Source organism: Marinobacter salinexigens, assembly GCF_008370345.1.
Classification (GTDB): domain Bacteria; phylum Pseudomonadota; class Gammaproteobacteria; order Pseudomonadales; family Oleiphilaceae; genus Marinobacter; species Marinobacter salinexigens.
Map to the genome: position 1 here is coordinate 76,358 of NZ_VTUU01000008.1, position 24,195 is coordinate 100,552.

Consider the following 24,195-nt stretch of genomic DNA (forward strand, 5'->3'; position numbering starts at 1 on the left):
CCAGACTGACTACTCCGCCATGACAAACTCAAGTTTTCCTGGCGCAACCCGGATATCCACCGGCATCAGGCCAAACATCTTCTGAGTGGGATCGGTTTCATCCAGCCGGTACACTGGAAACGTTTCCAGCATCTGAGCCACAACCCTCATCACATTGTCTGTGACAGGTGCCAGATCGCCCTTGAACAACGGCGAATCAATACTGCTTTCGAGCAACTGCAAACGACGGATATAGACCGCCTTCTCCTTGCTGTCGTATACCGGCGCGCCTTCCACCTTCAACGCAATATCCACCGGGAGTTTCGCCATCAGGGCATTCAGGGCAACCTGCCCCTTCACGTCGATGACGGCTACGTCACGACCATCCGGCCCCAACGTGATGTCCGCATCACTCAGGCTGAGGCTCAGGGGCGAACCGCTCTGTAACTGTTCCCGATCATAGTTGCTGACTACATCCTGCAGATGCCGCTCCAGTTCACCTTCGGAAATCGAATAGGGAGAGAAGCTGGCACACCCGCTAGTCATGGCCATCGCAACAAATCCCAGCACGGCCAGTCCTCGCATCAAGGTCTTTTTCATTCGTCGTCTCCATGAAATCTGAGTCAATCCTGCGCTAAGCGACGCATTCAGGCAACTGCTGAAAGGGAATAAACAGGGTTAATAATCCGAAAGGAATAGCCCGGACTGACCGTTAAGGGGTCAAGCCCGGGGCTCAACGGGCGGGAGAGGTCAGAATTGCTGTTTTGCCATCCAGGGAATAATCCGGTCAAACGCCTCTTCGAGTTTTTCACACGTCGTCGAGAAGCTGACCCTCACAGCATTAGTGGACTCTTCCCCGAAGGCATCCCCCGGAACTACACAAACCCCAGTTTCCTTGAGCATGCGCAGGGCAAGGTCCGAACCATCCACGTGGGGAGGCAGTTCGGGAAACGCAAAGAAAGCACCTCCAGGCTTGTAGCCCGTCATGAACGGTGTCTGCTCTATCAACTCCACCACCTTGTCCCGGCGCTCTCTGTAGATGTTAACCATATCCTGCACACACTGCTGATCACCCGTCAGCGCCGCCACACCGGCGAACTGAGACGGGGTGTTGGCCACCGATGTCGTGAACATGTGATAGCGCCGCAGGGATTTGATCGCAGCCTGGCTGGAGATGACCCAGCCCACTCGAAGCCCTGCCATGCTGTATGTCTTGGAGAAACTTGAAATACACATGATGTTGTCCAGGTCCATGGAACAGTTCAGGACGCTGGCAAAGTCATCATCATCAAAAATCAGGTGGTCATAGACCTCGTCGGCATACACCTGAATCCCGCGATAGGCGCACTCTTCCAGAATAGTCTCAACCGTTGAGCGCGGGTAAACAGCCCCGGTCGGATTATTCGGGTTATTCAGGATCAGGGCAAAGGTACGGGAACCCATGGCCCGGATGACTTCGTCCGGATCCAACTGGTGATCGTTTTCCGCGCGGGTGGGAATGAATTTCACTTCCCCACCATTCATCCGGATGAGGGGCGCATACAACAGAAACGAGGGATCCGTCACGAGAAACTGTCGGCCAGGCGCGGAAGTCGCCGAAATGGCGAGGTACATGGCCTCAGTGGCACCACTGGTGATCAGGATATTGTCCCGGGTCAGCTTGCGGTTGTAGCGCTTGCCGTAATAGTCGCGAAGTGCCACCAGCAACTCAGGCAGCCCGGCATCCATGGTGTAGCCAGTCTGGCCAGCATGGAGCGCATCCACGTACGCATCAACAATGTGCTTGGGTGTTGGCAGATCCGGCTGACCGATCGAGAGATGTATCACGTCCTTCATGGTCGCCGCCATATTTACCATCCGACGGATACCCGGCACCGGAATCGCCTGCATGGCAGGGTTCCAGCTGGCCTTGTGCTTACGATATTTCACCTTACGGGGTCTGTCCTGGCCGGTGTCCTTGTTGGCGGCTTCTGCCATAAAAACCTCCTGAAAACGGGGCAAATCAGAGCAAAACAAAGTAGAGCTTTCCTTTGCAGCCTAGTCAGTAAATTCTGGCTCTACAAGGGAAAATTTGACCCCACCCACCAGGCCAACCAGACTGTTATTATCCATGCTTCCTCATATCGACCATCAACCAGGCGGAGGATCAATGACTCAGCAGCAAAAACCCGTGGTGACCATTCTCACAGCCCCGGGTGAACCCGAGCCACCCGGAACCGAGGCCATCAGGGCCAGGGCCGAAGTACGCTTCGCCAGCGATGAAGTCACCCTGCGTGATACTCTGCCGGGAACAGACGTCATGATGGTGACGGATTTCCGGACCGAAGCACTGGAAGCAGCATGGCCTTGTGCTGACCAGTTGAGGTGGATTCACGCCACCAGTGCCGGTGTGGATGCGCTGATGTTTCCGGCCCTGATCAACAGCAAAGTGGTTGTGACCAACGCCCGGGGCATCTTTGATCGCACAATTGCCGAGTATGTTCTGTGCACCATCCTGATGTTTGCCAAGGACTTCCCGGCATCCATCCGGCTGCAGATAAACCATGAGTGGAAACACCGTGATACCGAGCGCGCGGAAGGCCAGCAGGTGCTCGTGGTAGGAGCTGGCTCCATTGGACGACAGATTGGTCGCCTGGTCAGCGCAGCCGGCCTGATTGCCCACGGCATTGCCCGAACCCCCCGCCACACCGATCCGGATTTTGTGGCAGTTCACGGCAACAATGAACTTCACGAACAGCTCGGCCACGCCGATTACGTCGTAATTGCCGCACCACTCACCCCCCAGACCGAGGGTTTGTTTGACGAGAAGGCCTTCAGCGCCATGAAAAACTCGGCAAGACTGATCAACATCGGTCGCGGGCCCATCGTAAAAACCGATGACCTGGTAGCAGCCCTTAACGCCGGAGAGATTGCCGGTGCTGGCCTGGATGTTTTCGAGGAGGAACCACTGCCGGAAGATCATCCCCTATGGGATATGGAAAACGTGACCATGACGGCCCATATGGCAGGCGATTTTATTGGCTGGAAACGCGCTCTGACGGATCAGTTCCTGGAGAACTTCGATCACTGGCACAAAGGACAGGCAATGTTCAACCTGGTGGATAAAGAGCTGGGATACGCAGGGAGTTAGGCCGTGATTTATAGAGCTGAAGGCAGGAGAGAGTCGCTCTCCCCTGCCTTCAGCGAACAACCTGTAAATCAGCTACCCGAAAGCGACTGATCCGAAGGATCGATTTCCATCTGCTGGATCGCAATAACCGCCTGGGTCCGGTTGCGGACACCCAGTTTACGGAATACGGCGGTAATGTGGGCCTTGATGGTCGCCTCGGAAACATCCAGATCGTAGGCGATCTGTTTGTTCAGGAGGCCTTCGGCCAGCATGCCCAGCACCCGGAACTGCTGCGGAGTGAGTGATGCCAGCTTCTCGGAAAAATCGGTCGCATCGGAATGCATCCGCTCAATCTTGTCGGCCACACCTTCCGGCAACCAGACATCCCCTTCCAGAACCGCCTGAATAGCTTCAGTAATGGTCGGCAGGGGCGCCGACTTCGGAATGAAGCCGGACGCACCATAGTCGATTGAACGACGCATAACCTGCAATTCTTCAGAGCCTGACACAACGACCACAGGCAATCCCGGGTACTGACCTCGCATGAATACGAGGCCGGAGAAGCCGTGGGCACCCGGCATATTCAGGTCCAGCAGGACCAGATCTGCATCGGGATGCGACTCAACCGCCGCCTGCAGTGACTTGATGCTGTCGACTTCGACTGTCTCGGCATCCGGTACCGCCTGATTGACCGCCTGTTTCAGTGCTGCGCGAAACAGCGGGTGATCATCAGCGACGATAATTGTTTGTGCCATTCAAACGTTCCTTACAGGTTAATGCTGCTCACCAGACGTTACTTGAATTCACGACTGCTGATGAGGTCATCCACCACACTCGGATCTGCCAGTGTAGAGGTATCACCCAGCTGGTCGTGCTCGTTGGCAGCGATTTTACGCAAAATCCGGCGCATAATCTTGCCTGAACGCGTTTTCGGCAGTCCAGGTGCCCACTGGATCACGTCCGGAGAGGCGATGGGGCCAATTTCCTTGCGTACCCACTGTACCAGTTCTTTCTTGAGTTCGTCGGTCGGCTCTTCGCCCTGCACCAGAGTCACATAGACATAAATGCCCTGCCCCTTGATGTCGTGCGGATAGCCAACAACCGCCGCCTCAGCGACCTTGTCGTGTGCAACAAGGGCACTTTCAACTTCGGCAGTACCCAAGCGGTGACCAGACACGTTCAGAACATCGTCTACACGACCTGTGATCCAGTAGTAGCCGTCTTCGTCACGACGGGCACCGTCGCCAGTGAAGTACATACCTTTGTAGGTGCTGAAGTAGGTTTGTACAAAGCGCTCATGGTCGCCGTAGATGGTGCGCATCTGGCCAGGCCAGCTGTCCAGCATAACCAGGTTGCCTTCGGTGGCTCCCTCAAGAACATTGCCATCGTTATCCACCAGCGCAGGCTGTACGCCAAAGAACGGCAGAGTCGCGGACCCCGGTTTGAGGTCTACAGCACCCGGCAGCGGGGTAATCAGAATACCGCCGGTCTCAGTCTGCCACCAGGTATCCACGATCGGACACTCACCGTTACCGATCACACGATGGTACCACTCCCACGCTTCCGGGTTGATCGGTTCACCCACGGAGCCCAGCAGTTTCAAGCTGTCGCGGGTGGTGCCGTTCATGCAGGACTCACCTTCAGCCATCAAGGCACGGATCGCCGTCGGAGCGGTATAGAGGATGTTGACCTGATGCTTGTCGACCACCTGCCCCATGCGGGAGCTGTCCGGATAGTTAGGCACGCCTTCAAACAGTAAGGTGATAGCGCCATTGGCCAGCGGGCCGTACAGAATGTAGCTATGACCAGTGACCCAGCCAAAGTCAGCTGTACACCAGTAGACATCGCCATCGTGATAGTCAAAGACGTACTGGTGGGTCATGGATGCATAAACCATGTAGCCACCGGTGGTGTGCAGTACACCTTTGGGAGCACCGGTTGAACCGGAGGTATACAGCATGAACAGCGGGTCTTCAGCGTTCATCGGCTCCGGAGGGCAATCGGCAGAGGCCGACTTCATAAGGTCTTCGTAACGCTCATCCCGACCTTCGTTCCAGGGGACCTCAGTGTTGCCAGTACGCGTAACAACCACCACTTTTTCCACATTGGCGGCATCTTCGGCCTTCAGGGCTGCATCCACGTTTTTCTTCAGTGGGATTTTACGACCACCACGAAGGCCTTCATCAGCAGTGATCACAAAGCGGGATTTACCGTTAACAATCCGGGCACCCAGCGCTTCCGGAGAGAAACCACCAAAGACCACCGAGTGGATTGCACCAATGCGCGCACAAGCCAGCATCGCAACAGCTGTCTCGACGATCATCGGCATATAGATGGTAACAACATCACCTTTCTTGATCCCCAGACCTTTGAGGGCATTGGCGAATTTACTGGTCTCCTCATGCAGCTCGCGATAGGTCACGTGGCGGGAGTCTGCGGGGTCGTCACCCTCAAAAATAATGGCGGTCTGATCACCTTTGGTCGCCAGATGACGATCCAGACAGTTGGCAGAGGCATTCAGCTGACCGTCTTCGAACCATTTGATGGAAAGGTTGTTGTAGTCGTAGGTGGTGTTTTTAACCTTGGAGAAAGGCTTGATCCAGTCAAGACGCTTGCCGTGTTCGCCCCAGAAGGTATCCGGGTCTTCGACTGACTGACGATACATTTCGTCATATTGAGTCCGGTTAAGAAGCGCCCGTTCAGCCACTTCAGGTGTCACCGGATATACCAGTTTATCAGTCATTGTGCTCCCCCTTTAAGTCAGAGTCTGTTGTCATTGTCGGTTTTTGGAATACAGAACGATCGGGTCTCTTGGGACCCTTAAGACGGATAGATGTAAGTTCAACATGTGTACGACTACACAATGAATTAGACTAACGTCCTAAACCATATAGGCTTTTAGCCCAATCTGGCCGGCAACCTACGGGAAAAGACAACATTTTCCGCGAAATGAGCAGCTTTTTTCAGAATAGTCGGAAAAGTGATATCTGCAACTGATTACTGGAATCACCCGTGATCAGGAATGGAGGCAGGCAAGCTGGCCTGGCCGCGTGGTGTCGGCCAGGCCAGTAGAGGGCATATCAGGATCAGGCTGCTTTCTTGCGGGCCTTGGCAGCGCGCAGGCTGTAAAGCTTGCGTTCCTTGAGCGCATAGCGGTTCAGGCCCGCGAGGTGAATCTTACGGAGGTAGAGCGCCCAGTCGATCTGACGTGCATCCACCGGGAACAGCTCCTTATCCACCTCACCCATCCTCTCGGCAAGAGCGGTCAGCTCTTCATTCTGGAATACATAATCCGGCGCCGTGTAGAAGCCAAAAATAGTCGCCAGTGAGCGGGTTGTGTCGAGATTTCTGAGAACCTTGAGCTCTCGTGTCTGTCCCAGCATCTTGAGCACGCGACTGGTTATCTTCAGGGGAATTCGGACACCACCCACAACCGTTTCAAACAGCCGCCTGTTCACCGCGATAAACGGTTTGCTCGGCTGCCGATAGAAGAGCTGATCATATTCGGCATAGTTATCCTTCGCTTCTTCCATGAGGTGATCGATGAACTCACCCAGCGTGACCGGATTAGAGCCTCCACTGCAGCACTGATAGATCCGATGCATTGAAGTTTCAGCAACGGCCTCTGCTAAAGCCATGACAATACTATTGGCGACCAGGTCAACCGGGATCACGTCGATGATACCGGAGCGTTTGCCCGGGAACAGTGTGACCTTCTCCCGAGCGTAGGCAAGGATGATAGCATCCGCGACCTTCACCCCCTCGATCCATCCCGGAGCGGGTTCTGCCAGGGCACTTTCAATGATTGAGGGGCGTACAATGGTCAGTGCGCGACCTTGCAGCGCTTTCATCAACAGTTGTTCACCCAGCCACTTTGTAAAGGTATAGGTGTCACTCCACCCATAGTGATTGGCTTCCTGGATACCCAGGTCAATCAGCTTTTTCTCTAGCGCCTTGCCGGAATAACGTGAACGAACATCGGCCACTTTATCTTCGAGCAGACGAACCAGTTCGTCGATCTCGTAAAAGCCAGCAGGATTACGGGGAATGTCCTCTCCGGCAGGCTTGATAACGGCCTCGGAAACCAGACCGGAATTCATGCCATTGACATAGCAGGTTGATACCTGAAGCACCGCCAGACTGTCGTTCTGACGCGCCATTTCCGCAATACTTTCCAGGCTTCGGGTATTGATACTCAAAGCCTTGTCGAGCTCTTCCCGAAAGTTAACGCTGGCTGCCGAGTTAATCACCGCATCCAGTCCTTTCGACAACGCCCGGAACTCATCCATGCCGAGCCCGAACAGCGGTTCGGTCACTTCTCCGGTGACACAGTGAATGCGCTCATCCACAAAGGTTTCAAAACCTTCGTTATCTTCGTGGCGCAAACGCTCAAATACCGATGAAGTCGCTATCTCGTTCATGAAACGACCACGGGCCTCAGGGTGTCGCTTGTTACCTCGAATCAACAGGTAAATACCACCGATATCGGGCACCGCACGTATCAGCTTTTCAAGAACAACCTTGCCCAAAAAGCCGGTCGTTCCGGTGATAAGCACGTGTTTTCCGCGAAGTTGCTTGAGTACCCTGGACGATGACTCTCCGGGGATGTGCTGCTGTGTTGCCATAGGAGAACTCCTTCTCAATAAGAGCGACAGCCGGTCCTACATCTGCCGGCAGGAGAAACTGTGAACCACTTGGAAAGGGCGCTGCATATTGCGGGCCACCACCGGAAATTACGCTCAATCTTTGCACAGTCGGGGTGACAGTACGGTGACATACAGCAAAGTTACGATACAAAACCCATTAAAAAAATGACGGGGAAATATGCAGGTGCCCGGAGGGTGCTCAGTCCCGGTCGCGTTGGCTGTTTCCAGCCAGTGACCGCAACAACTGATCAAGAGAGATGTCTGCAGGTTGCTCCTTTAAAGCCCTTACCAACTGGTCCTGTTCGCCAAAACTGATCCGGTCATATACAGGTTCTGGCAATAGGGTTCCGGCTTCCTCCAGCGGCGAGGCATGCTGATCAGCAGGGTGAATCTCGTCCGCCAGGTGTCGCAGGTGAGCAGCCAGGTGTTCCCTGCGCTCCGCCGTCAGACTTTCCCATTTCATAGCACCCAGACCGGTCTGGATAATTTCCACCGTATCACTGTCCAGGCTGCTCCCCAGCAGTGCAAACAGACGGGTAAACGCCTCATAACGCAGCATGGCATTGTTGGCTGACTCGGCCAGAGCTGCCTCGAGTTCGGCAACCGCACGCACACAACGTTCCTGCTGGCTGATCGACTTCGTGGCGCTCTTTACCGGACCACCTGCCACCCCCTGCTTGCGGGCGACACTGTGCCAATAGGCAGCAATACCGGCCTTGCGCCGGGGCGCACGGGACAACCGGACGTCGAGCATATCCACCAGAGTGTGGAACTGGCGGCAAGACGGATCGTTGATCGGCAACAACGCCACCGGTCGCTGGATGAGCACGGATTGACGTATGGTTTCGTCACGCCAGATACCCCCCAGATAATGGGGAGTGAAACCCAGATGACGTTGAGCAGCAGATTCCAGTCGCTGGAAGACAGACCGGGCCTGGCTCGCCCCTTGCGCCATATTCACCAGAATACTGGGTACCCGTTTGTAACCTCGACGCTTCATGACTTTCATCAGCGAAAACGCATCGGTCAGTGAAGCCGGGTCTGGAGTTACGACAATGCACGCCAGTTCTGCCGCGGCAATCATGTGCAGCCCCGCAGCTTGCAGCCCCGCAGCCGTGTCAGTGATCACGTAATCGTAGCGTCGTTCGAGTTGGGAAAGGGCTCGGAGTATCCGGAGGCTGTCGGACGGGCTCATGTCCATGCATTCCTGCACCCCCGATGCACCGGGCACGATATGCAAGCCATACTCGGCTTCGAGTAACGTGTCCTCCAACAGACACTCCCCTGCCATCACATTGGCCAGGGTCTTCTGAGGGTAGAGGCCCACCATGATGCTGACATTCGCCAGATCAGTATCGCCATCAAGAAGTAAAACCCGTTTGTTCTGACGGGCAAGCGTCAACGCCAGGTTGAGGGCAACCGAGGTTTTACCCACACCACCTTTTCCACCGGTGATCGCGATGGTTCTGGGCTGGTCTGGTTTGTGCTTCGCGGTATTCAGAGGCTTTCTATCCGACATCACAGAAAATCTACGTCCTTGAATGGAAAGATTTTCGCACTTTCACGTGTAAAATTTCTACACATATCACAAAGCAGATGATGTTTTGCTTAAAAAAAGATCAATAAGTATTTAATAACGACGGATAATTGTCTAAGCTCAAAAACGCAAATCAAGAATGAACAGTCCGTCAAATTCTGAGCGGGCAGTACAGAACGACCAAAACTGATGTAGATGGCTCGGCGGACACGTTTGATGCACATGGCTCCAGATATTCAGCTACCCAGTCTCCCCGAGGTTACCCTCCGGGCACTTGAGGCATGCCATCAGGACGAGAACTATCGCAAGATCAGCGATATCGTTTCCGCAGACACCGCGCTCGTTGCCCGCATTCTTGCGTTGGCAAATTCGGCACTCTACGGCCCGACTACCCGTATTCAGTCAGTAGACCAGGCACTGCTCCGGCTCGGAACACGGCGTTTTCATACACTGGTACTAACAGCTGCCCTGCGGCAATTACTGTTTGAGCTGGGAGGCGATGAATGGCAACAGCTCCGGCATTTCTGGCGCCATTCGCTGACCACAGCATTGACAGCCAGAGCACTGGCCACCCTGACCCGATATCCGGAGCCCGATGAAGCGTTCATGCTAGGCATGCTGCACAACATCGGAGAACTGATCGCGCTAAAAACTCCCGATGCGGAAGCCCGCCAACACTACTTCAATCACCAGTCAGATATTGCTGCGGATCTGGTGACCCGCTGGGGGCTGGGATCAGTAGCAGCAGATGCCATGCGCTTTCAACAGGCGCTGCCCAATGAATTGAAGGATGCCAGCCACCTGGTAAAACTGATCAGTCTTGCGACACGACTGGCATTATCGGATGCCGCTGGCATTGCCGCAGCAGCCACCATTTTCGGCCTGAACGAAGAGCTGACCAGAGAGATTAACCGCCGGATCAGCCATGAAGTCTCCGGTATGGCAGAATCACTCGGCATCCCTCTGGACAACGAATACGATGGCGAAACCGCAACCCGCAAACTGAAGCAGACAATCCTCCGGCAGGCTATGGCAAATCAGGCTCTGGGATTGAGTGAGCAGAAGGGACCCGTCGAGGACATTCTGGCAGAAACCGTTAATAGCCTGACCCTGATCACCGGCCTGCCCGCCCTGTGCTTCGGTCAATCCGATGACGATCTGGTGTTGCTGTCGGGCACCGTGGGAGATATACCCGATTTTTCCGTTTCGGCCCAACCCGGCGGTAGTGTCCTTACCGAAGCATTCGCATCCCGCCAGCCGATGTACCTGGGCGATCGCCCCCCCACTGTACTGGACCGCCAGCTTCTGGCACTGCTACGCGCACCTTCCCTGTTGGCCATTCCGGTAATCGCAGGGAATTCGTGTCCGGGTGTGTTTGCGCTGGGCACAGATGATCAGGGGATAGCTGCAACCAGAGAACTGGCATCATTGTTCACCCGCGAGCTGTCGGACGTTCTCCAACAGTACGACCAATCCAATGCAAACACAGATGGTAACGCTGCGCTGAATGAACAGATTGCCCGCGAGGCCATGCGCAAACAGGTGCATGAAGTCAGTAATCCGCTGACCATCATAAGACAATATATCTACCAACTCCGGAACCGACTGGACGATTCCAGCGTCAGGGAAGAGCTGGATATCATTCGGGACGAACTTGACCGCGCCGGAAACCTGTTGTTGCAGATGAGCCACTCCGGTTCCCGGCTCCCTGAGGATGACGTCACCGATCTGAATGAAGAATTGAACAATCTGTCACGAATTTTGGAAGACAGCCTGTTCGCTGACAGCGCACACCGCTTCAACGTGCTACCGTGCGATCAGCCTACACGGGTTCAGGCAAATGCGTCGCCCATCCGGCAGGTTGTCATCAATCTGGTCCGCAACGCCGCGGAAAGCCTCCCGGAAAGTGGCGGTCAGGTGGAACTGAAAACATCCGCTCCAGTGTGGCAAAACAATCGCAACTGGGTGGAGTTGGAGATAACGGATACGGGACCCGGGATTCCCAAGGATGTAAGGGACTCCCTCTTTGCACCGGTGCGCACCTCAAAAGGTGAAGGCCACAGCGGGTTGGGGCTAAGCATCGTAAAGCAGTTAATTGATGACATGGAGGGCATCATCGCTTGCAGGACAGGACAGGAAGGTACCACCTTCAGAATTCTGTTACCTGCCGCAAGCCATAAAAAGAACGATTCAGACTGACGTAGAAACAACGGACACAAACCGATGGCATCTGAACTAACTGATCAGCCTTTCAGTAACGGTCTTGAGGCAGCGGCAAGAATCCTCGTGGTAGATGACGAACCCCGTCTCCTCCGCTCGCTCTCGTCACTACTGCAGGAACGTGGCTACCATGTCACTGAGGCCCTCGGAGGCAGAAAAGCCTGCGAACTGGTGAATCAGCAGTCCTTCGACCTGGCGCTTCTGGATCTTCGAATGCCCGAGGTGGACGGCTTTGATGTGATGAGCCACATCGCTGATACCCAGCCTGAATGCGGCTGCATTGTTGTCAGTGGCGAAAGTTCCTTTACCGCCGTCAGCCGGGCCCTGCGCAGGGGTGCCATCGACTACATACGAAAGCCCTTCGACCCTGAAGAACTGCTTGCCACAGTCGAAAACGTCACCGGTAAACAGTCGCTGATTAAAGCCCACGAACAGGTTCAGTTCCGGCTGGAAAAGTCCGAAGCCCTGCATCGCTATATCGTCAACAGTTCCCCGGACATCGTTTTCATGCTCGATGAAAAGGGCCACGTCTGTTTTGTGAACAGCAAAGTTGAAAGCCTGCTGGGCTATCAGCCATCTGAGCTCTGCGGCAGGCATTTTCGCCATATTATCGATGACAGGGATCTTGCGCGGGGTACTTACGCCCTCAATGGTCCAAATATCACCGCAGACAATCCCAGAACACTGGAAGTCCGCCTGAAAACCCGCGGCAGCCGGCGGGCTACCCGGCATTTCGAGATCACCGCCTTCCCCATTGATCCACAATCCTGGCCCCACAGCGAAAACCCTCAAGAGAACTTCAACGGCAAAACCGCTCACTTCTATGGCACCGCAAGGGACGTCACCGAACGCAAGGAAGCCGAGGCCTTCATCAATTTCCAGGCCTACCACGATCTGCTGACCCGCCTCCCGAACCGAGCGCTCTTCAAGGACCGTCTTGAACTGGCCATCACCCATGCCCGGCGCAGTGGCCAAAAGCTTGCAGTCATGTTTCTCGACCTCGATCGATTCAAGGTCATCAACGACACTCTGGGACACGCGATGGGTGACCGATTGCTACAGGCCGTCACCCATCGGCTGGAGAAGTGTCTGCGCAAGGGCGACACCCTGTCACGCTTTGGCGGCGACGAGTTCACCCTGCTACTGCCTTCCATTCACAATCATGACGACGCCAAACAAATTGCGACCAAGCTGATCGATACTCTCAAAGCTCCATTCCAGTTGGGGGAGCATGAGGTCTTCGTTGGCGTCAGCATTGGTATCTCTGTCTTTCCGGATGTCGGCGAGACCATGGATCAACTGATCCAGAATGCGGACATCGCCATGTACCACGTCAAGGGCAAAGGCAAAGATGGTTACTGCTTTTTCTCGGACAGCATGAGCATCGATACCGCCAACCGTCTCAATCTCGAACGAGACCTGAGACAGGCTCTGGAGCGGGACGAACTACGTGTGTATTACCAACCCCAGGTTTGCGCCACAACCAACCGCATCGTCGGACTTGAAGCTCTGGTACGCTGGCAGCATCCGGAAAGAGGTTTGCTGTACCCCCGTGACTTCCTGCCCCTGGCAGAAGAAACTCAACTGATCGGTTTGCTCAGCGAACGGGTACTGGACAAGGCATGCCAGGATGTCGGCCTGTGGATTCGGTCAGGCCATCCTGACCTGCGCCTCGCAGTGAACCTGTCTCCGATTCAGGTGGAGCATCCGAAATTTGTCGAAACCCTGATGGAGACCGTAAAAGCCCACAACTTTCCCGCTGGTAACCTGGAAATCGAGATCACCGAGAATGTGATCATGAATGATCTGGAGCAGATCAGCCAAAAGCTGCGGGAACTGGCAGAGCTGGGTGTTCGTATCGCCATTGATGATTTCGGAACCGGATATTCATCCCTGAACTATATCCACCGTTTACCCATACACACCCTGAAAGTGGACCAGTCCTTCGTCAAAGCCATACGTGCCGGTGACGACGGCGCCTGCATCGTCAACGCCATCGTTGCCATGGCCCACGGCCTGAAACTCGAGATTGTCGCTGAAGGTGTGGAAACAGACGAACAGCTGGAGTATCTGCGGAGGCTGGGCTGTCATCAGGTTCAGGGCTTCTTCTACAGCCCGGCAAGACCGGCCCTTGATATAACCCGTACCCTCGGACAAAGCAACGCAAGGGCAGTAGCCTCCTAGCAAAATTATTGATTGTCCGACATTCCTATATGAAACCTTGACCGGGTTTGCAAAGTATTGCGGAACGTTACTTTGTGTATCCGGAAATGCGTATTGCTGCACATAATTCCCCCACCCTGTTCTCTAAGCTCAGTCACACAGTCGTTGATCACCGAAATTCCGGAATCAGAAAGCCGGAAATAAAGACAACAAAGGTGACAACATTTCGAGCAACAAGAACAGGCGGCAGTCATCATGCGCGACAAGTACAAGTACATTGGTCCGGTTTACGATTTCCTGAGCAATCTATATAGCGGCAAGAACATTCACCGCTGCAAAACCGCCATGCTCGACGTGGAAACCGTGAAGCCCGGCGACAGAATCCTGTTTGCCGGCGTCGGCCATGGCAGGGATGCCATCAGAGCCGCAGAACTGGGCGCGGACGTCACCGTGGTAGACCTGTCAGAGACCATGCTGCGCAAGTTTGGCGAAGCCCAGATCAAAGAAGCCCCGAGCCTTTCCATCCGTCGCATCCACAGCGACATTATGAAGGTTGATGAATTCGAACAGTACGACATGGTCGTCGCCAACTTCTTCCTGAACGTGTTCGACGAAGACATGATGGTCAAGGTATTGGAGCACCTGATTCGGCTCGGCAAAGCGGACGCCCGGGTGGTTGTCGGGGATTTTTGCTACCCCACGGGTAATATCGTAGCTCGGCTATTCAAGAAGCTTTACTGGTACATGGCGGTCTTTACCTTCTGGCTGTTTGCCAACAACGCCTTCCACAAGATCTACAACTACCCCGAACATATGCAACGGCTGGGACTGGAAGTCACTGACAAGAAGCATTTCAAGCTTCTGAACATGGACTGCTACTGGTCCATCCTTGGCCGCAAACAGGCTTAAACGGCCAGGCCACCCGTTCAACAACAATAACTGGGGAGCACAGACATGTCGGATCAGATTCTCGCCCTGGCCGGGCTGGGTGACCTCGCGGAAAGTCACTTCAGTTTTTCCGAGAGAGTCGGGTACCTGAAAAAATACGGGGTGCACTCGCAGTCGTTCTCCACGCTCCAACCGGGCATGCAGTACTTCGACCTCCCGGGAATTGGGTATGTGGCCTACATGCGCAAGTGGGGCGGAACCTTTGTCCTATCGGACCCTGTCTGCCCCGCTGACAAATTCCCGGTGATCCTTGAGCGTTTCCACAACCGCTTCCCGAATGCCTGCTACATCCAGGTGTCAAAGCAGGTCGTCGACTTCCTCCACCTGCGCTTTGGCCTCTATGGAACGCAGTTTGGCAGCGAATCCAGAATTGATCTTGGAAAGTGGTCCCTGAGCGGCAAGAAAAAGCAGATTCTCCGCACCGCCCTGAACCAGGCCGAGAAAAACAACATAACCGTGAAGGAGCGTTTCAGCGACGACCATACCCGAGAGATCTCAGAAGCCTGGATACGCACCCGGAAGTGCAAAAGCAACGAGATCCGATTTCTGATTCGCCCCATGGAGATGGAGTACCGGGAGAACGAACGCCATTTCTACGCTTATCAGGATGGCAAGGCTGCCGGATTCATCTACTTCGATCCGATCTACCACAACAACGAGATTATCAGTTACGTCCCCAATATCTCCCGCGCCAACGCTGACTTCAGGCAGGGAATCTTTTACACACTGATGGCGCACGCCATGGACGTCTTCAAGGCCGAGGGGGTTCCGTTTGTTGATCTGGGGCTGATTCCACTGTCTCTGGACAAGAATCCGGAGCACCAGGAAAGCAGGCTCCTGAAACGTCTTCTTCACGGGGTCTATGAGAAAGGCAATTTCCTATACAACTTCAAAGGGCTGGAATTCACCAAATCCCGCTTCCGCGGCGAAAGTTTCAAAACCTACTGCTGCCACCGGCGTTCCATTCCAGCACTGGAATTCCTCGCCATGTTTAAACTCACCCGACTGCTGTAACCCCATCCGGTTTTCCTGACCAGTAGCCCTGAACGTTGTCAGGGCACAGGTCCAGGCCCACCATAAAATCGGTCACCCCCTCCGGAACCGGCCCGGAAAACAGCGCGGCTCTTACCGGGGCAGCGGCAGGATGACTGGTACCGGAGGCACCATTCATGCTTTTTTCGTCAAGAAGGTGTTCCACCCTGCGAGCAATAGCTTCTCCGGAATCCACCCAGAAGCGCACATCCGGCAGAACCTGCCGGAGAGCTTCGAGAAGCAATGGATAGTGCGTGCAACCCAGCACCACGGTATCGACACCGGCTTCGCCAAATTCCGACACCGCCTCGGCCAGTGCCTGATGGGGTACTCCGATGCCACGCACCGAATTTTCAGCCCAACGCACAAGATCCGGGTGGCCGATCCGGGACACCTCACAGTGGTCAGCAAACTCCCGAATCAGGTTATCAAGGTAAGGCCTGCGGACAGTAGCGGGCGTTGCCAATACGCCAATTCGACCATTTCGGGTCGTCGCTGCAGCAGGCTTTATTGCTGGAACAACACCCACTACCGGCACCGGTATAGTCGCCCGGACATGAGGCAAAACCACCGTGCTGGCCGTGTTACAGGCAATCACGACGACATCACAGGAGAACTCGGCGAGGGCGCTGGAGATTAACGACTCACAGCGTTCAATAACCACCGACTCAGACTGATCTCCATAAGGAAACACCGCGTTGTCGGCCAGATAAACCAGTTCTACAGCAGGCAATTTCCGGCGAATGCAGGCAGCAACACTCAACCCACCCACGCCAGAATCAAATATCAGTACCCGAGGCTGATCACGGCCATTCAACGGGTCTGTCCTCCTTCATCTGCCAGTTCCTGTTCCATGGCCGCAATCAATGCTCCGGCAATAGTTGTCGTAGGGGGCACCGGTGGCGTCTGGCCTGGCTGGAACCAATCAGCATGCTCAATCTCATCTTCCTGAAGCACCAGGTCACCGCCAGCATAATCGGCAAAAAAACCGACCATCAACTGGTGTGGAAACGGCCAATGCTGGGACCCCCGGTAGCGGATATTGGTCACATCAAGACCGGTTTCTTCCTTGACCTCTCGCGCTACCGCACCTTCCAGGCTTTCACCCGGCTCAACAAATCCGGCAATGAGGCTATAGAAATGTCGTTTAGCCCGGGAGGATTTAGCCAACAGGTAACGATCATCCCGGCAGATGACCACAATCACACACGGGGCGAGTCTCGGATACCAGGGAATCTCACAATCGGAACACCATCTGGCACGTTCCTGCGGATGAAACCCTGTCTCTTGACCACACCGGCCGCAAAAGCGGTGATCAAGCCACCACTGCCAGACCTGAAACCCCATACTCAGCAGGTCAACAGGTGCATCGTCCCGCATCAGCATTGCCTCCCACAGGGTAACAGCCTCCAACTCGGGAATGTCGCGGCTGTCGATCCCCACAACGTAGACGGAGCGGCCATCGCGGTGACCGATAAAAACAGCCTCGCTGATGTCCCTCAGAGTTTCCATGGCTTCCGCAGGGACCAGCCAATCGTTCTCCGGTTTCATCACATTCGAGCCTGACACCAGCAATATAAAATCGCCTGCTGTCGGTTTTTCCGTGGACCAACCGGGGCGCCAATCTGCCTTTGATTCCGTCATTATCTGCATTTACCTGGGTGATAAGTGGGCCAAGCTGAAATGTAACATACAGCGGCTACGGTCAAGAATGGAACAGCGGCTTTCCGGCCTGAGCGCAACCAAGTAAACTTGGCCCCTGTTTCTGTTACCGGAGCCATCGTATATGCGAATTTACCAGGGCATACGCAGCCTGATCTTGACACTTTTCCGCAAAATACTGTTTTTGTGGGTCAGGACTGACGTCAGCGGCAACAGCCTTGATGCCCTGGGGCTGGATCCGGACAAGCCGGTCTGCTACGTGTTGCAGTATCGTTCCCTGTCGGCACGGCTGGTACTTGAACAAGAGGTTATTCGCGCGGGATTACCTGGCGCGTCACAAGCCCTACCTGTTAAAAACGGGCCATCCCATTCGTTTTTCTTTCTCTACCATCGCATCGGAGGCCTGTTCCGTCGTCGGCAGACGCCGGTTCCGACCCAGGAATTCCAGGCCCTGGTCGGTTATGGCATCAGCCACCCGGATGAGGATGTTCAGATCGTTCCAGTCTCCCTGTTCTGGGGCCGCTCTCCCGACAAGGAAAAGTCTCTGGTCAAACTCCTGCTCTCGGACACCTGGTCTGTCGCCGGCCGCCTGCAGAAACTGCTGATCATCATGGTTCATGGCCGCAATACCTATGTTCAGTTCAACCAGCCGCTCTCACTGAAGCAGGTTGTTGAAGAGTACCGCACATCAGAAGAACGGGCCGAGCGAAAACTGGCGAGAATCCTGCGCACCCATTTCCGCCGCGTTCGCCAAGCGGTACTCGGGCCGGACCTCTCCCATCGCCGCACGCTGGTCGGCGGACTGGTGCGGACTCAGGCCGTCAAGGAAGCCATTCGGGAAACCGCCGCCAAAGATGACATCCCACCGGAGAAAGTTCGGGCGAAGGCCTGGAAATACGCCGATGAGATCGCCGCCAGTATGTCCATTGTCACTATCCGTTTTCTGGAAGTAGTGCTGGGCTGGCTCTGGAACCGCATTTATAACGGCATCGCGATCAACAATATCCAGGTAGCCAAAGAGGTTGCACAGGACAACGCCGTTGTTTATGTCCCCTGCCACCGCTCACACATCGACTACCTGCTGCTGTCTTATGTGCTCTATAAAAACGGCCTGATGCCACCTCACATTGCCGCAGGCATTAACCTGAACATGCCAGTTGTAGGGCCAATCCTGCGTCGCGGCGGTGCTTTTTTCATGCGACGGAGCTTCAAGGACAATCCGTTGTACGCCACGGTATTTAATGAATACCTGCATGTCATGTTTTCCCGTGGGTACTCCGTGGAATATTTCGTCGAAGGTGGCCGCAGCCGCACCGGCCGGATGCTGCAACCCCGACCTGGCATGCTTGCCATGACTGTTCGCAGTTTCCTTCGGGATCATCGCAAACCGATTGTGTTCGTACCCGTCTATATCGGCTATGAAAAGGTCATGGAGGGACGCTCCTATCTCGGTGAACTGCGGGGCAAGAAAAAGCAGAAAGAGAGTGTGCTTGGACTGGCCAGGACGGTCCGGAAGTTGAGCAATTCCTTTGGCCGGGTCGCCGTAAACTTCGGTGATGCCATTCCTCTCTCTGACGTACTTGATCAGGTGCACGAGAGCTGGCGCAAAGAGGCCTATGATTCGGAATACCGGCCAGACTGGCTGAACCAGGCGGTCGATGAACTTGCCGTGCGTGTAGCTTCTAACATCAACGCTTCTGTAGCTGTCAATCCGATCGGCATGACAGCGACCGTGCTGCTGGGCACAGACCGCCTCGCCATGGACGAAGGCCAGCTGGTTCGCCTGATGGATCAGTTCGCAGGGCTACTGAAAGCCTTCCCGTACGCTGAGACCGTGACCCTGCCGGAAGGCAATGGCCGGGATTGGATTACCTACTGTGAAAACATGGGGCTGGTTGCACGGCAACCCCAGAAACTCGGTGACATCATCGCTCTGGAAGGCAGCAATGCCATCCTGATGACCTACTACCGCAATAACATCCAGCACCTGTTCGCCCTTCCCTCTCTGGTGGCCAGCCTGTTCGAGAACAAGGACTCCCTGCGCCGGGACAAAGTCGTATTCCTTGCCGGAGCGGCCTACCCTTACCTTCAGTCTGAGCTGTTCCTGAAGTACGGACAGGAAGAGGCAGAACGGGTCATCAACCAGTGGATTGATGTATTGATCGAGCAGGGCCTGCTCAAAGCGTTGCCTGATGGCCGGATTGGCCGGCCAGAGGAAGGCACCGAAGCCATGTTGCGCCTGCGGGTTCTCTCCCGGTTTATCATCCAGACACTGGAACGCTATCACATCGCTCTCGGTATTCTCCGCAAGTATGGTTCAGGGAAACTGAGCGCTGCCGAACTGGAAGAGCAAAGCACACTTCTTGCCGAGCGCATGTCGATCCTGTTCGGCTTGAATGCCCCGGAATTCTTTGACAAGAGCCTGTTCCGTAACTTCATCGCCAATCTTCAGAAGAATGGTGTGATAACGAATGATGAGAACGGTCTTATCTGTTACGGGGATGGCCTGGACGAAGTGGCCGAAGATGCGCGACTGGTTTTGAGCGTTGAAAAGCGCCAGGCCATCCAGCAGGTGACCATGCTTGGAGCCTGACTCAGCGTTAGCTTAGCCGCCGGGCAGCGCCCTGATTGAATAGATATCGTAACGACTGCTTTTGCCCTCAACGCGGGTCGTCGGTTCCCGACCGGGAATCGACGGCGCCTTTCGGGGGCGTTTAACCACCACCCGATAGGTCGCACACGCGAGCGCAGCCGACAACAGGGCCTCCGAATCATCATCGTCTCCCACAACCATCCGGAATAGCTGCATTTCCTTTTTCACCAGCGCGGATTTATCTCGATGGGGAAACATCGGGTCCAGATACACCACGTCTGCGGCTACCTCATCCGCCCGGGACAACCACTCAATACTGCTGCCCTGGCGCAGAGTCATGCGTTCAATAATTTGCGAGCACTCAACATTTAACGCAGCCCGCTCCAGACCATCGGCCAACAACGCATGGATAACCGGATTCCGTTCAAACAAGGTGACCCGGCAGCCCAGACTGGCAAGCACAAAGGCGTCCTGACCCAAACCCGCTGTTGCATCCAGAACGTGCAGGGTTGCCCGGGTTTTGTGTAAGCCAACGGCCTTTGCCACTAACTGGCCCGCACCTCCGCCATGCTCCCGGCGATAGCCCATCTTGCCAGTGACAAACTCTGCTCGTACCGGCCCGGGAGCCCCCTTGCCCGTCTGTTGCAGGCCAAGCCCCTTTTCATCGAAAAACAGCAGTAACGGAAAATCCCGGACATCCTTCGGGCGCACCACACCAAGGTTACTGACCCCGAGAGCAATACTCAGCGAATCGGCCCTGACGGCATCGCCAAGCGGGCTCCGGCCAATCGCAAGATCTTGCTGCCAGAGGTTTTTTTTGATTTCAGACGCGAGGGAATCAGACATCAGACCAGAATATCAATTCCGGATAACACGCCGTCGCCCGACTCTTCCTGCCCTGCAGAAGCCACGGAGGCGAAGGTTGACAGTGCTTTTGCGGTGGGGAGAGATACTTCATCGGCGCGGAAACGCTCCAGACGAGCGTCCTCTGCGGCACGACGTGCTTCTACACGGCGTTCCGGGCGCTCATCCGAAGATCGCGGGGTAGTGGTTTCCTGGCGTGCAGCACCAAGCTCCTCGCGGGCTTGCGTCGAGTCCTTTTCGGGAGAAGACGCCGGTGCACGAGCGACGTCGCTGCGCTCCCGAACCGGGTTATTGTTACCGGTCTGGTAACCGTAGAGTCCACCAGGATTGATACCGCCGATCATGGAAAGATACCGCTGGCTTAATAAACAACAAGCATGAGGGTAGAGTATGGAAGAATATGGTCGGGAAAGGAAGTGACCGCCCCCGACTATCTACCGGGCAGCTTATTCCAGGCGACTTCGTCGCGGATATAGACCGGCTGGGCCCTCTCGGCAGGGACAGTTTGCCCCCGTCCGAAGGCAACGGCTGCCAAACGAGCAACCCACGATGCCCTGGGCACCATGTATTCGTCGATTTCGGCAATAGCACCGGCTATTTCCGAAGGCATATCCTGGCGGAACTGCCACCCGGGACCAGCACCGACCCAGCTATCGGCATCGCCGCTCAAGGCAACCATTGAGGGCGGACAGACACGCTCTTCTCCCTGCAGAACAGGCAGGCCGTCCTTGCAGACGTAGCAGCCCCAGTAGACCTCGCCCATGCGGGCATCGAAGGCGACGGCAACCGCCGCACCGTCCACAAGGCCAAAGTGGTCTACCGCGCCAACCGCCACTGCGGCCAGGGAGGATATCGGCACAACCGGAATGTCCAGCCCCCAGGCCAACCCCTGCACCACACCTGTGGCTATCCGGATGCCTGTAAAGGAACCCGGGCCGCAGGCAAACGCCAGCGCGTCAAGGTCAGCTGGAGAAAGGCTCTGTTCGGCAAGCAGTTCCCTCACCATCGGCATCAGAAGCCGCGTGTGGCCACGGGGAGCGATTTCAAACCGCTCGCTGATTTCGCCATCAATAAGAAGGGCTGCCGAGCAGCCCTCCGAGGACGTATCAAGTGCCAGTAGTTTCACGGAAGTGAACGGCCTCGATCAGTTACTTGAGTTGCGACAGGATCTGGTCACGGATGCTGTCCAGGCTGCCAACACCTTCGACGCGAACGTACTTGGGTGCAGCAGCATCTTTACCAGCCCAGTCCTGATAGAAACCAATGAGCGGAGCTGTCTGGTCATGATAGATAGCCAGACGCTTGCGGATCGTCGCTTCCTGGTCGTCTTCACGCTGAACCAGAGGCTCACCGGTTTCGTCGTCCTTGCCTTCCACTTTGGGGGGATCATATTTAACGTGGTAGATACGGCCACTGCCCTCATGAACCCGGCGACCAGACAAGCGGCTTACAATTTCCTCGTCTTCCACGGCAATCTCGACCACATAGTCGATATCGATACCCTGATCCTTCAGTGCTTCTGCCTGAGGGATTGTGCGAGGAAAACCATCCAGCAGGAAACCATTTTTGCAGTCAGCCTGCTGAACCCGCTCTTCTATCAGCGCAATGATGATATCGTCAGAGACCAGGCCACCGGAGGCCATGACTTCCTTCACCTGAAGACCCAGCTCAGACTCCGCCTTAACGGCTGCCCGCAGCATGTCGCCAGTGGAAATCTGAGGAATCTCGAAGCGCTCAGTAATAAACTGCGCCTGAGTCCCCTTACCCGCGCCCGGTGCGCCTAACATGATGATTCGCATAACGCTGTGCTCCCAATTTAGTCATTATCATTTGAAAAGTTGCGGCAAACATTCTGATCTTTGCGACAACCTCTCCTCACTGCCTGAGCCCTCATTACAGACAGTCAAAAGGTACTCGCCGGAATCGGCGAACGCGCATTATACGAAGTCAGACCCTCCATAGAAAGTCGACCTCCGTATCATGCACTAATGAGGGGAGACCAGAGCCTGGGTTTTAGCTGCCAACAACGTCAGGAAGACAGCGAGCTCGCAAGCGCGTCCAGATCCGAAGATACCCGGTCAATCTCCGAATTGAGCTGTTCGAGCACCCAGGGCTCAAGACCAAGACTTGCTAGCAGGGAAGGTACATTGTCGTCATTGAATTCATCACCAATACCCCGTTGTTTCAACAGGGCATTGGCCAACTGAACCATCAAAACGTAATTTTCATGTTCCCCGTTGTAGCCCGCATGCTGATGCATCCCAGCCGCCTTGACAACCGGATCCGGCAACTGCCAAAGGCGATGGAGAATCCCGCCAATGGCGCCATGGCCAACCGCAAGAATCTGTTCATTCTCGCCATGACCAAACACCTGCTGTTCGAGCGACTGCATACTCGCTTCGGGGTTTGCCTCGCGCAAGCCATTAAGCTCCTCGAACTCGGCCGGGAACAGATGGCCAACCAGGAGCAGACCAAAGTTGTGGAGCAAACCGCACAGGTAGGCCAGCCCCTTATCGGCGGAACAATACTGCGCCATGTTCTGGCACATGAAGGCACAATACAGTGAGTGACGCCAGAAATTGTCCATTCCCAGCATGCCGGAACGCGGCACATCAAAGGCCCTGACAGAGGCAATGCCCAAGGCGACATGCGCAACCCGGTCGAATCCAAGCACCCGGGTGACCGCTTCCTGTACCGAGTTGATCTGCCCCGGATAATTGAACAGCGCAGAGCGGGCATACCGCATCACCTGGGCCGTGAGGCTCGGATCAAACTCAATCAGCTCTGCAAGCTCCCGGGCCGTCGCATCGGTATTCGACGTCAGGCGCAGGATACGAAGCGCCAATGCTGGCATGGGAGGCAGGCGATAGAGCTTCTGAAGTTTGTCAGCGACTTCTTCCAGAGTTAAAGCCTCACGACCGCCGTTAGCCGGGCCCCGGATGACCAGGTGGCCCTTCCGACTGCCCGCAAGCGCCAACCGGAACGAGCGGCCATCCATCTCGACCAGACTACGATCAGTCCCGCCGGTGAACAACGCTCGGTCGGTCAATGTGGCGTCCTCATCCACCAGCACCTGCAGGTCGTAGGCCGCACCAATGGGCGGTGAAAACCCGGGATCGCAGTCCGTGAACAGACGACTGGTCTGCCGGGCTGTCAGCGGCTGCAGCCGACGCCCTGTCAACTCCTGCACTGCTTCAAGATCCAGAGTACTGTCGAACTTATGCACTGCCATAACCACGCCACTGACATCAATCAGCAACGTGGCCTGAATGAAATCACCCTGAGGTTGCCCTGAGGCAATCACCGCAGCATCCAGGCTGGTCACCTGGTCAATCGGCAGTTCCGAAAAAGAGATACCTTTCCGGGCCAGAAATCCTTCCAGTCTTGCAGCTAAGGCCACCCACCTACTCCTGTAATGCTTAACACAGAGACAACCAATGCC

General features: G+C 55.4%; 19 protein-coding genes. 6 read left to right on the forward strand and 13 right to left on the reverse strand.

Annotated features, from left to right (window positions below; all coding sequences use genetic code 11):
* Positions 1-9: 9 nt before the first annotated feature.
* Together FWJ25_RS15160 and FWJ25_RS15165 are read right to left on the reverse strand one after the other, a co-directional pair.
* Positions 10-579 carry a YceB family lipoprotein gene (locus FWJ25_RS15160; protein ID WP_149601107.1) on the reverse strand — a complete coding sequence of 190 codons (570 nt, stop codon included), beginning with the start codon at positions 577-579 and terminating at the stop codon, positions 10-12.
* A gap of 150 nt (positions 580-729) precedes the next feature.
* Positions 730-1,956: a pyridoxal phosphate-dependent aminotransferase gene (locus FWJ25_RS15165; protein ID WP_149601108.1), complete on the reverse strand. Its 1,227-nt coding sequence runs from the start codon at positions 1,954-1,956 to the stop codon at positions 730-732.
* Positions 1,957-2,128: 172 nt separating this feature from the next.
* On the opposite strand from FWJ25_RS15165, the gene FWJ25_RS15170 reads away from it, so the two are divergent.
* Complete coding sequence (locus FWJ25_RS15170; RefSeq protein ID WP_149601109.1) at positions 2,129-3,109, forward strand: D-2-hydroxyacid dehydrogenase; 981 nt, start codon at positions 2,129-2,131, stop codon at positions 3,107-3,109.
* Between the two features lie 68 nt (positions 3,110-3,177).
* Here FWJ25_RS15170 and FWJ25_RS15175 read toward each other — a convergent pair whose 3' ends face one another.
* The 4 genes from FWJ25_RS15175 to FWJ25_RS15190 all read right to left on the reverse strand — a co-directional run bounded on the left by FWJ25_RS15175 (position 3,178) and on the right by FWJ25_RS15190 (position 9,253).
* Positions 3,178-3,843, reverse strand: a complete 666-nt coding sequence (locus tag FWJ25_RS15175; protein WP_149601110.1) for a response regulator transcription factor — start codon at positions 3,841-3,843, stop codon at positions 3,178-3,180.
* Positions 3,844-3,881: 38 nt separating this feature from the next.
* Entirely contained in the window at positions 3,882-5,831 is a 1,950-nt protein-coding gene (gene acs, locus FWJ25_RS15180; protein WP_149601111.1) for an acetate--CoA ligase, read from the reverse strand.
* A gap of 343 nt (positions 5,832-6,174) precedes the next feature.
* Positions 6,175-7,713, reverse strand: coding sequence for a fatty acyl-CoA reductase (locus FWJ25_RS15185; RefSeq protein WP_149601112.1), 1,539 nt, complete (start codon positions 7,711-7,713; stop codon positions 6,175-6,177).
* 220 nt (positions 7,714-7,933) lie between these two features.
* Positions 7,934-9,253, reverse strand: a complete 1,320-nt coding sequence (locus tag FWJ25_RS15190) for a MinD/ParA family ATP-binding protein (RefSeq protein ID WP_149601113.1) — start codon at positions 9,251-9,253, stop codon at positions 7,934-7,936.
* A 234-nt stretch (positions 9,254-9,487) separates the two neighbouring features.
* Here FWJ25_RS15190 and FWJ25_RS15195 point away from each other — a divergent pair, with 234 nt between their 5' ends.
* From FWJ25_RS15195 to FWJ25_RS15210, 4 genes are all read left to right on the forward strand, one after another.
* Entirely contained in the window at positions 9,488-11,470 is a 1,983-nt protein-coding gene (locus FWJ25_RS15195) for an HDOD domain-containing protein (protein ID WP_149601114.1), read from the forward strand.
* Between the two features lie 24 nt (positions 11,471-11,494).
* Entirely contained in the window at positions 11,495-13,675 is a 2,181-nt protein-coding gene (locus tag FWJ25_RS15200) for an EAL domain-containing protein (protein WP_149601115.1), read from the forward strand.
* Between the two features lie 234 nt (positions 13,676-13,909).
* Entirely contained in the window at positions 13,910-14,563 is a 654-nt protein-coding gene (locus tag FWJ25_RS15205) for a class I SAM-dependent methyltransferase (RefSeq protein WP_149601116.1), read from the forward strand.
* Positions 14,564-14,608: 45 nt separating this feature from the next.
* Positions 14,609-15,616 (forward strand): DUF2156 domain-containing protein, encoded by a 1,008-nt coding sequence (locus tag FWJ25_RS15210; RefSeq protein WP_149601117.1) that lies wholly within the window; start codon positions 14,609-14,611, stop codon positions 15,614-15,616.
* Here FWJ25_RS15210 and murI read toward each other — a convergent pair.
* Together murI and nudC are read right to left on the reverse strand one after the other, a co-directional pair.
* On the reverse strand, positions 15,600-16,451 hold the full coding sequence (murI, locus tag FWJ25_RS15215; RefSeq protein WP_149601118.1) for a glutamate racemase: 852 nt from the start codon (positions 16,449-16,451) through the stop codon (positions 15,600-15,602). The genes FWJ25_RS15210 and murI overlap by 17 nt on opposite strands.
* Positions 16,448-17,278 (reverse strand): NAD(+) diphosphatase, encoded by an 831-nt coding sequence (gene nudC / locus FWJ25_RS15220; protein ID WP_246166858.1) that lies wholly within the window; start codon positions 17,276-17,278, stop codon positions 16,448-16,450. Before nudC ends, murI begins: the two co-directional genes overlap by 4 nt.
* A gap of 142 nt (positions 17,279-17,420) precedes the next feature.
* Between nudC and plsB the strand changes: the two genes are divergently transcribed.
* Positions 17,421-19,889, forward strand: coding sequence for a glycerol-3-phosphate 1-O-acyltransferase PlsB (plsB, locus tag FWJ25_RS15225; protein WP_149601120.1), 2,469 nt, complete (start codon positions 17,421-17,423; stop codon positions 19,887-19,889).
* A 12-nt stretch (positions 19,890-19,901) separates the two neighbouring features.
* Here plsB and FWJ25_RS15230 read toward each other — a convergent pair whose 3' ends face one another.
* The 5 genes from FWJ25_RS15230 to FWJ25_RS15250 form a co-directional block, all read right to left on the reverse strand.
* Positions 19,902-20,735, reverse strand: a complete 834-nt coding sequence (locus tag FWJ25_RS15230) for a class I SAM-dependent methyltransferase (RefSeq protein WP_149601121.1) — start codon at positions 20,733-20,735, stop codon at positions 19,902-19,904.
* The gene (locus FWJ25_RS15235; RefSeq protein ID WP_149601122.1) at positions 20,735-21,097 is read right to left on the reverse strand and encodes a UDP pyrophosphate phosphatase; all 363 of its coding nucleotides are present in this window, start codon (positions 21,095-21,097) and stop codon (positions 20,735-20,737) included. Before FWJ25_RS15235 ends, FWJ25_RS15230 begins: the two co-directional genes overlap by 1 nt.
* Positions 21,098-21,183: 86 nt before the next feature.
* On the reverse strand, positions 21,184-21,879 hold the full coding sequence (gene tsaB, locus FWJ25_RS15240; RefSeq protein WP_149601123.1) for a tRNA (adenosine(37)-N6)-threonylcarbamoyltransferase complex dimerization subunit type 1 TsaB: 696 nt from the start codon (positions 21,877-21,879) through the stop codon (positions 21,184-21,186).
* A gap of 22 nt (positions 21,880-21,901) precedes the next feature.
* Positions 21,902-22,552, reverse strand: coding sequence for an adenylate kinase (gene adk, locus FWJ25_RS15245; RefSeq protein WP_149601124.1), 651 nt, complete (start codon positions 22,550-22,552; stop codon positions 21,902-21,904).
* A gap of 230 nt (positions 22,553-22,782) precedes the next feature.
* Positions 22,783-24,153: an HDOD domain-containing protein gene (locus tag FWJ25_RS15250; protein WP_149601125.1), complete on the reverse strand. Its 1,371-nt coding sequence runs from the start codon at positions 24,151-24,153 to the stop codon at positions 22,783-22,785.
* Positions 24,154-24,195 lie beyond the last annotated feature (42 nt).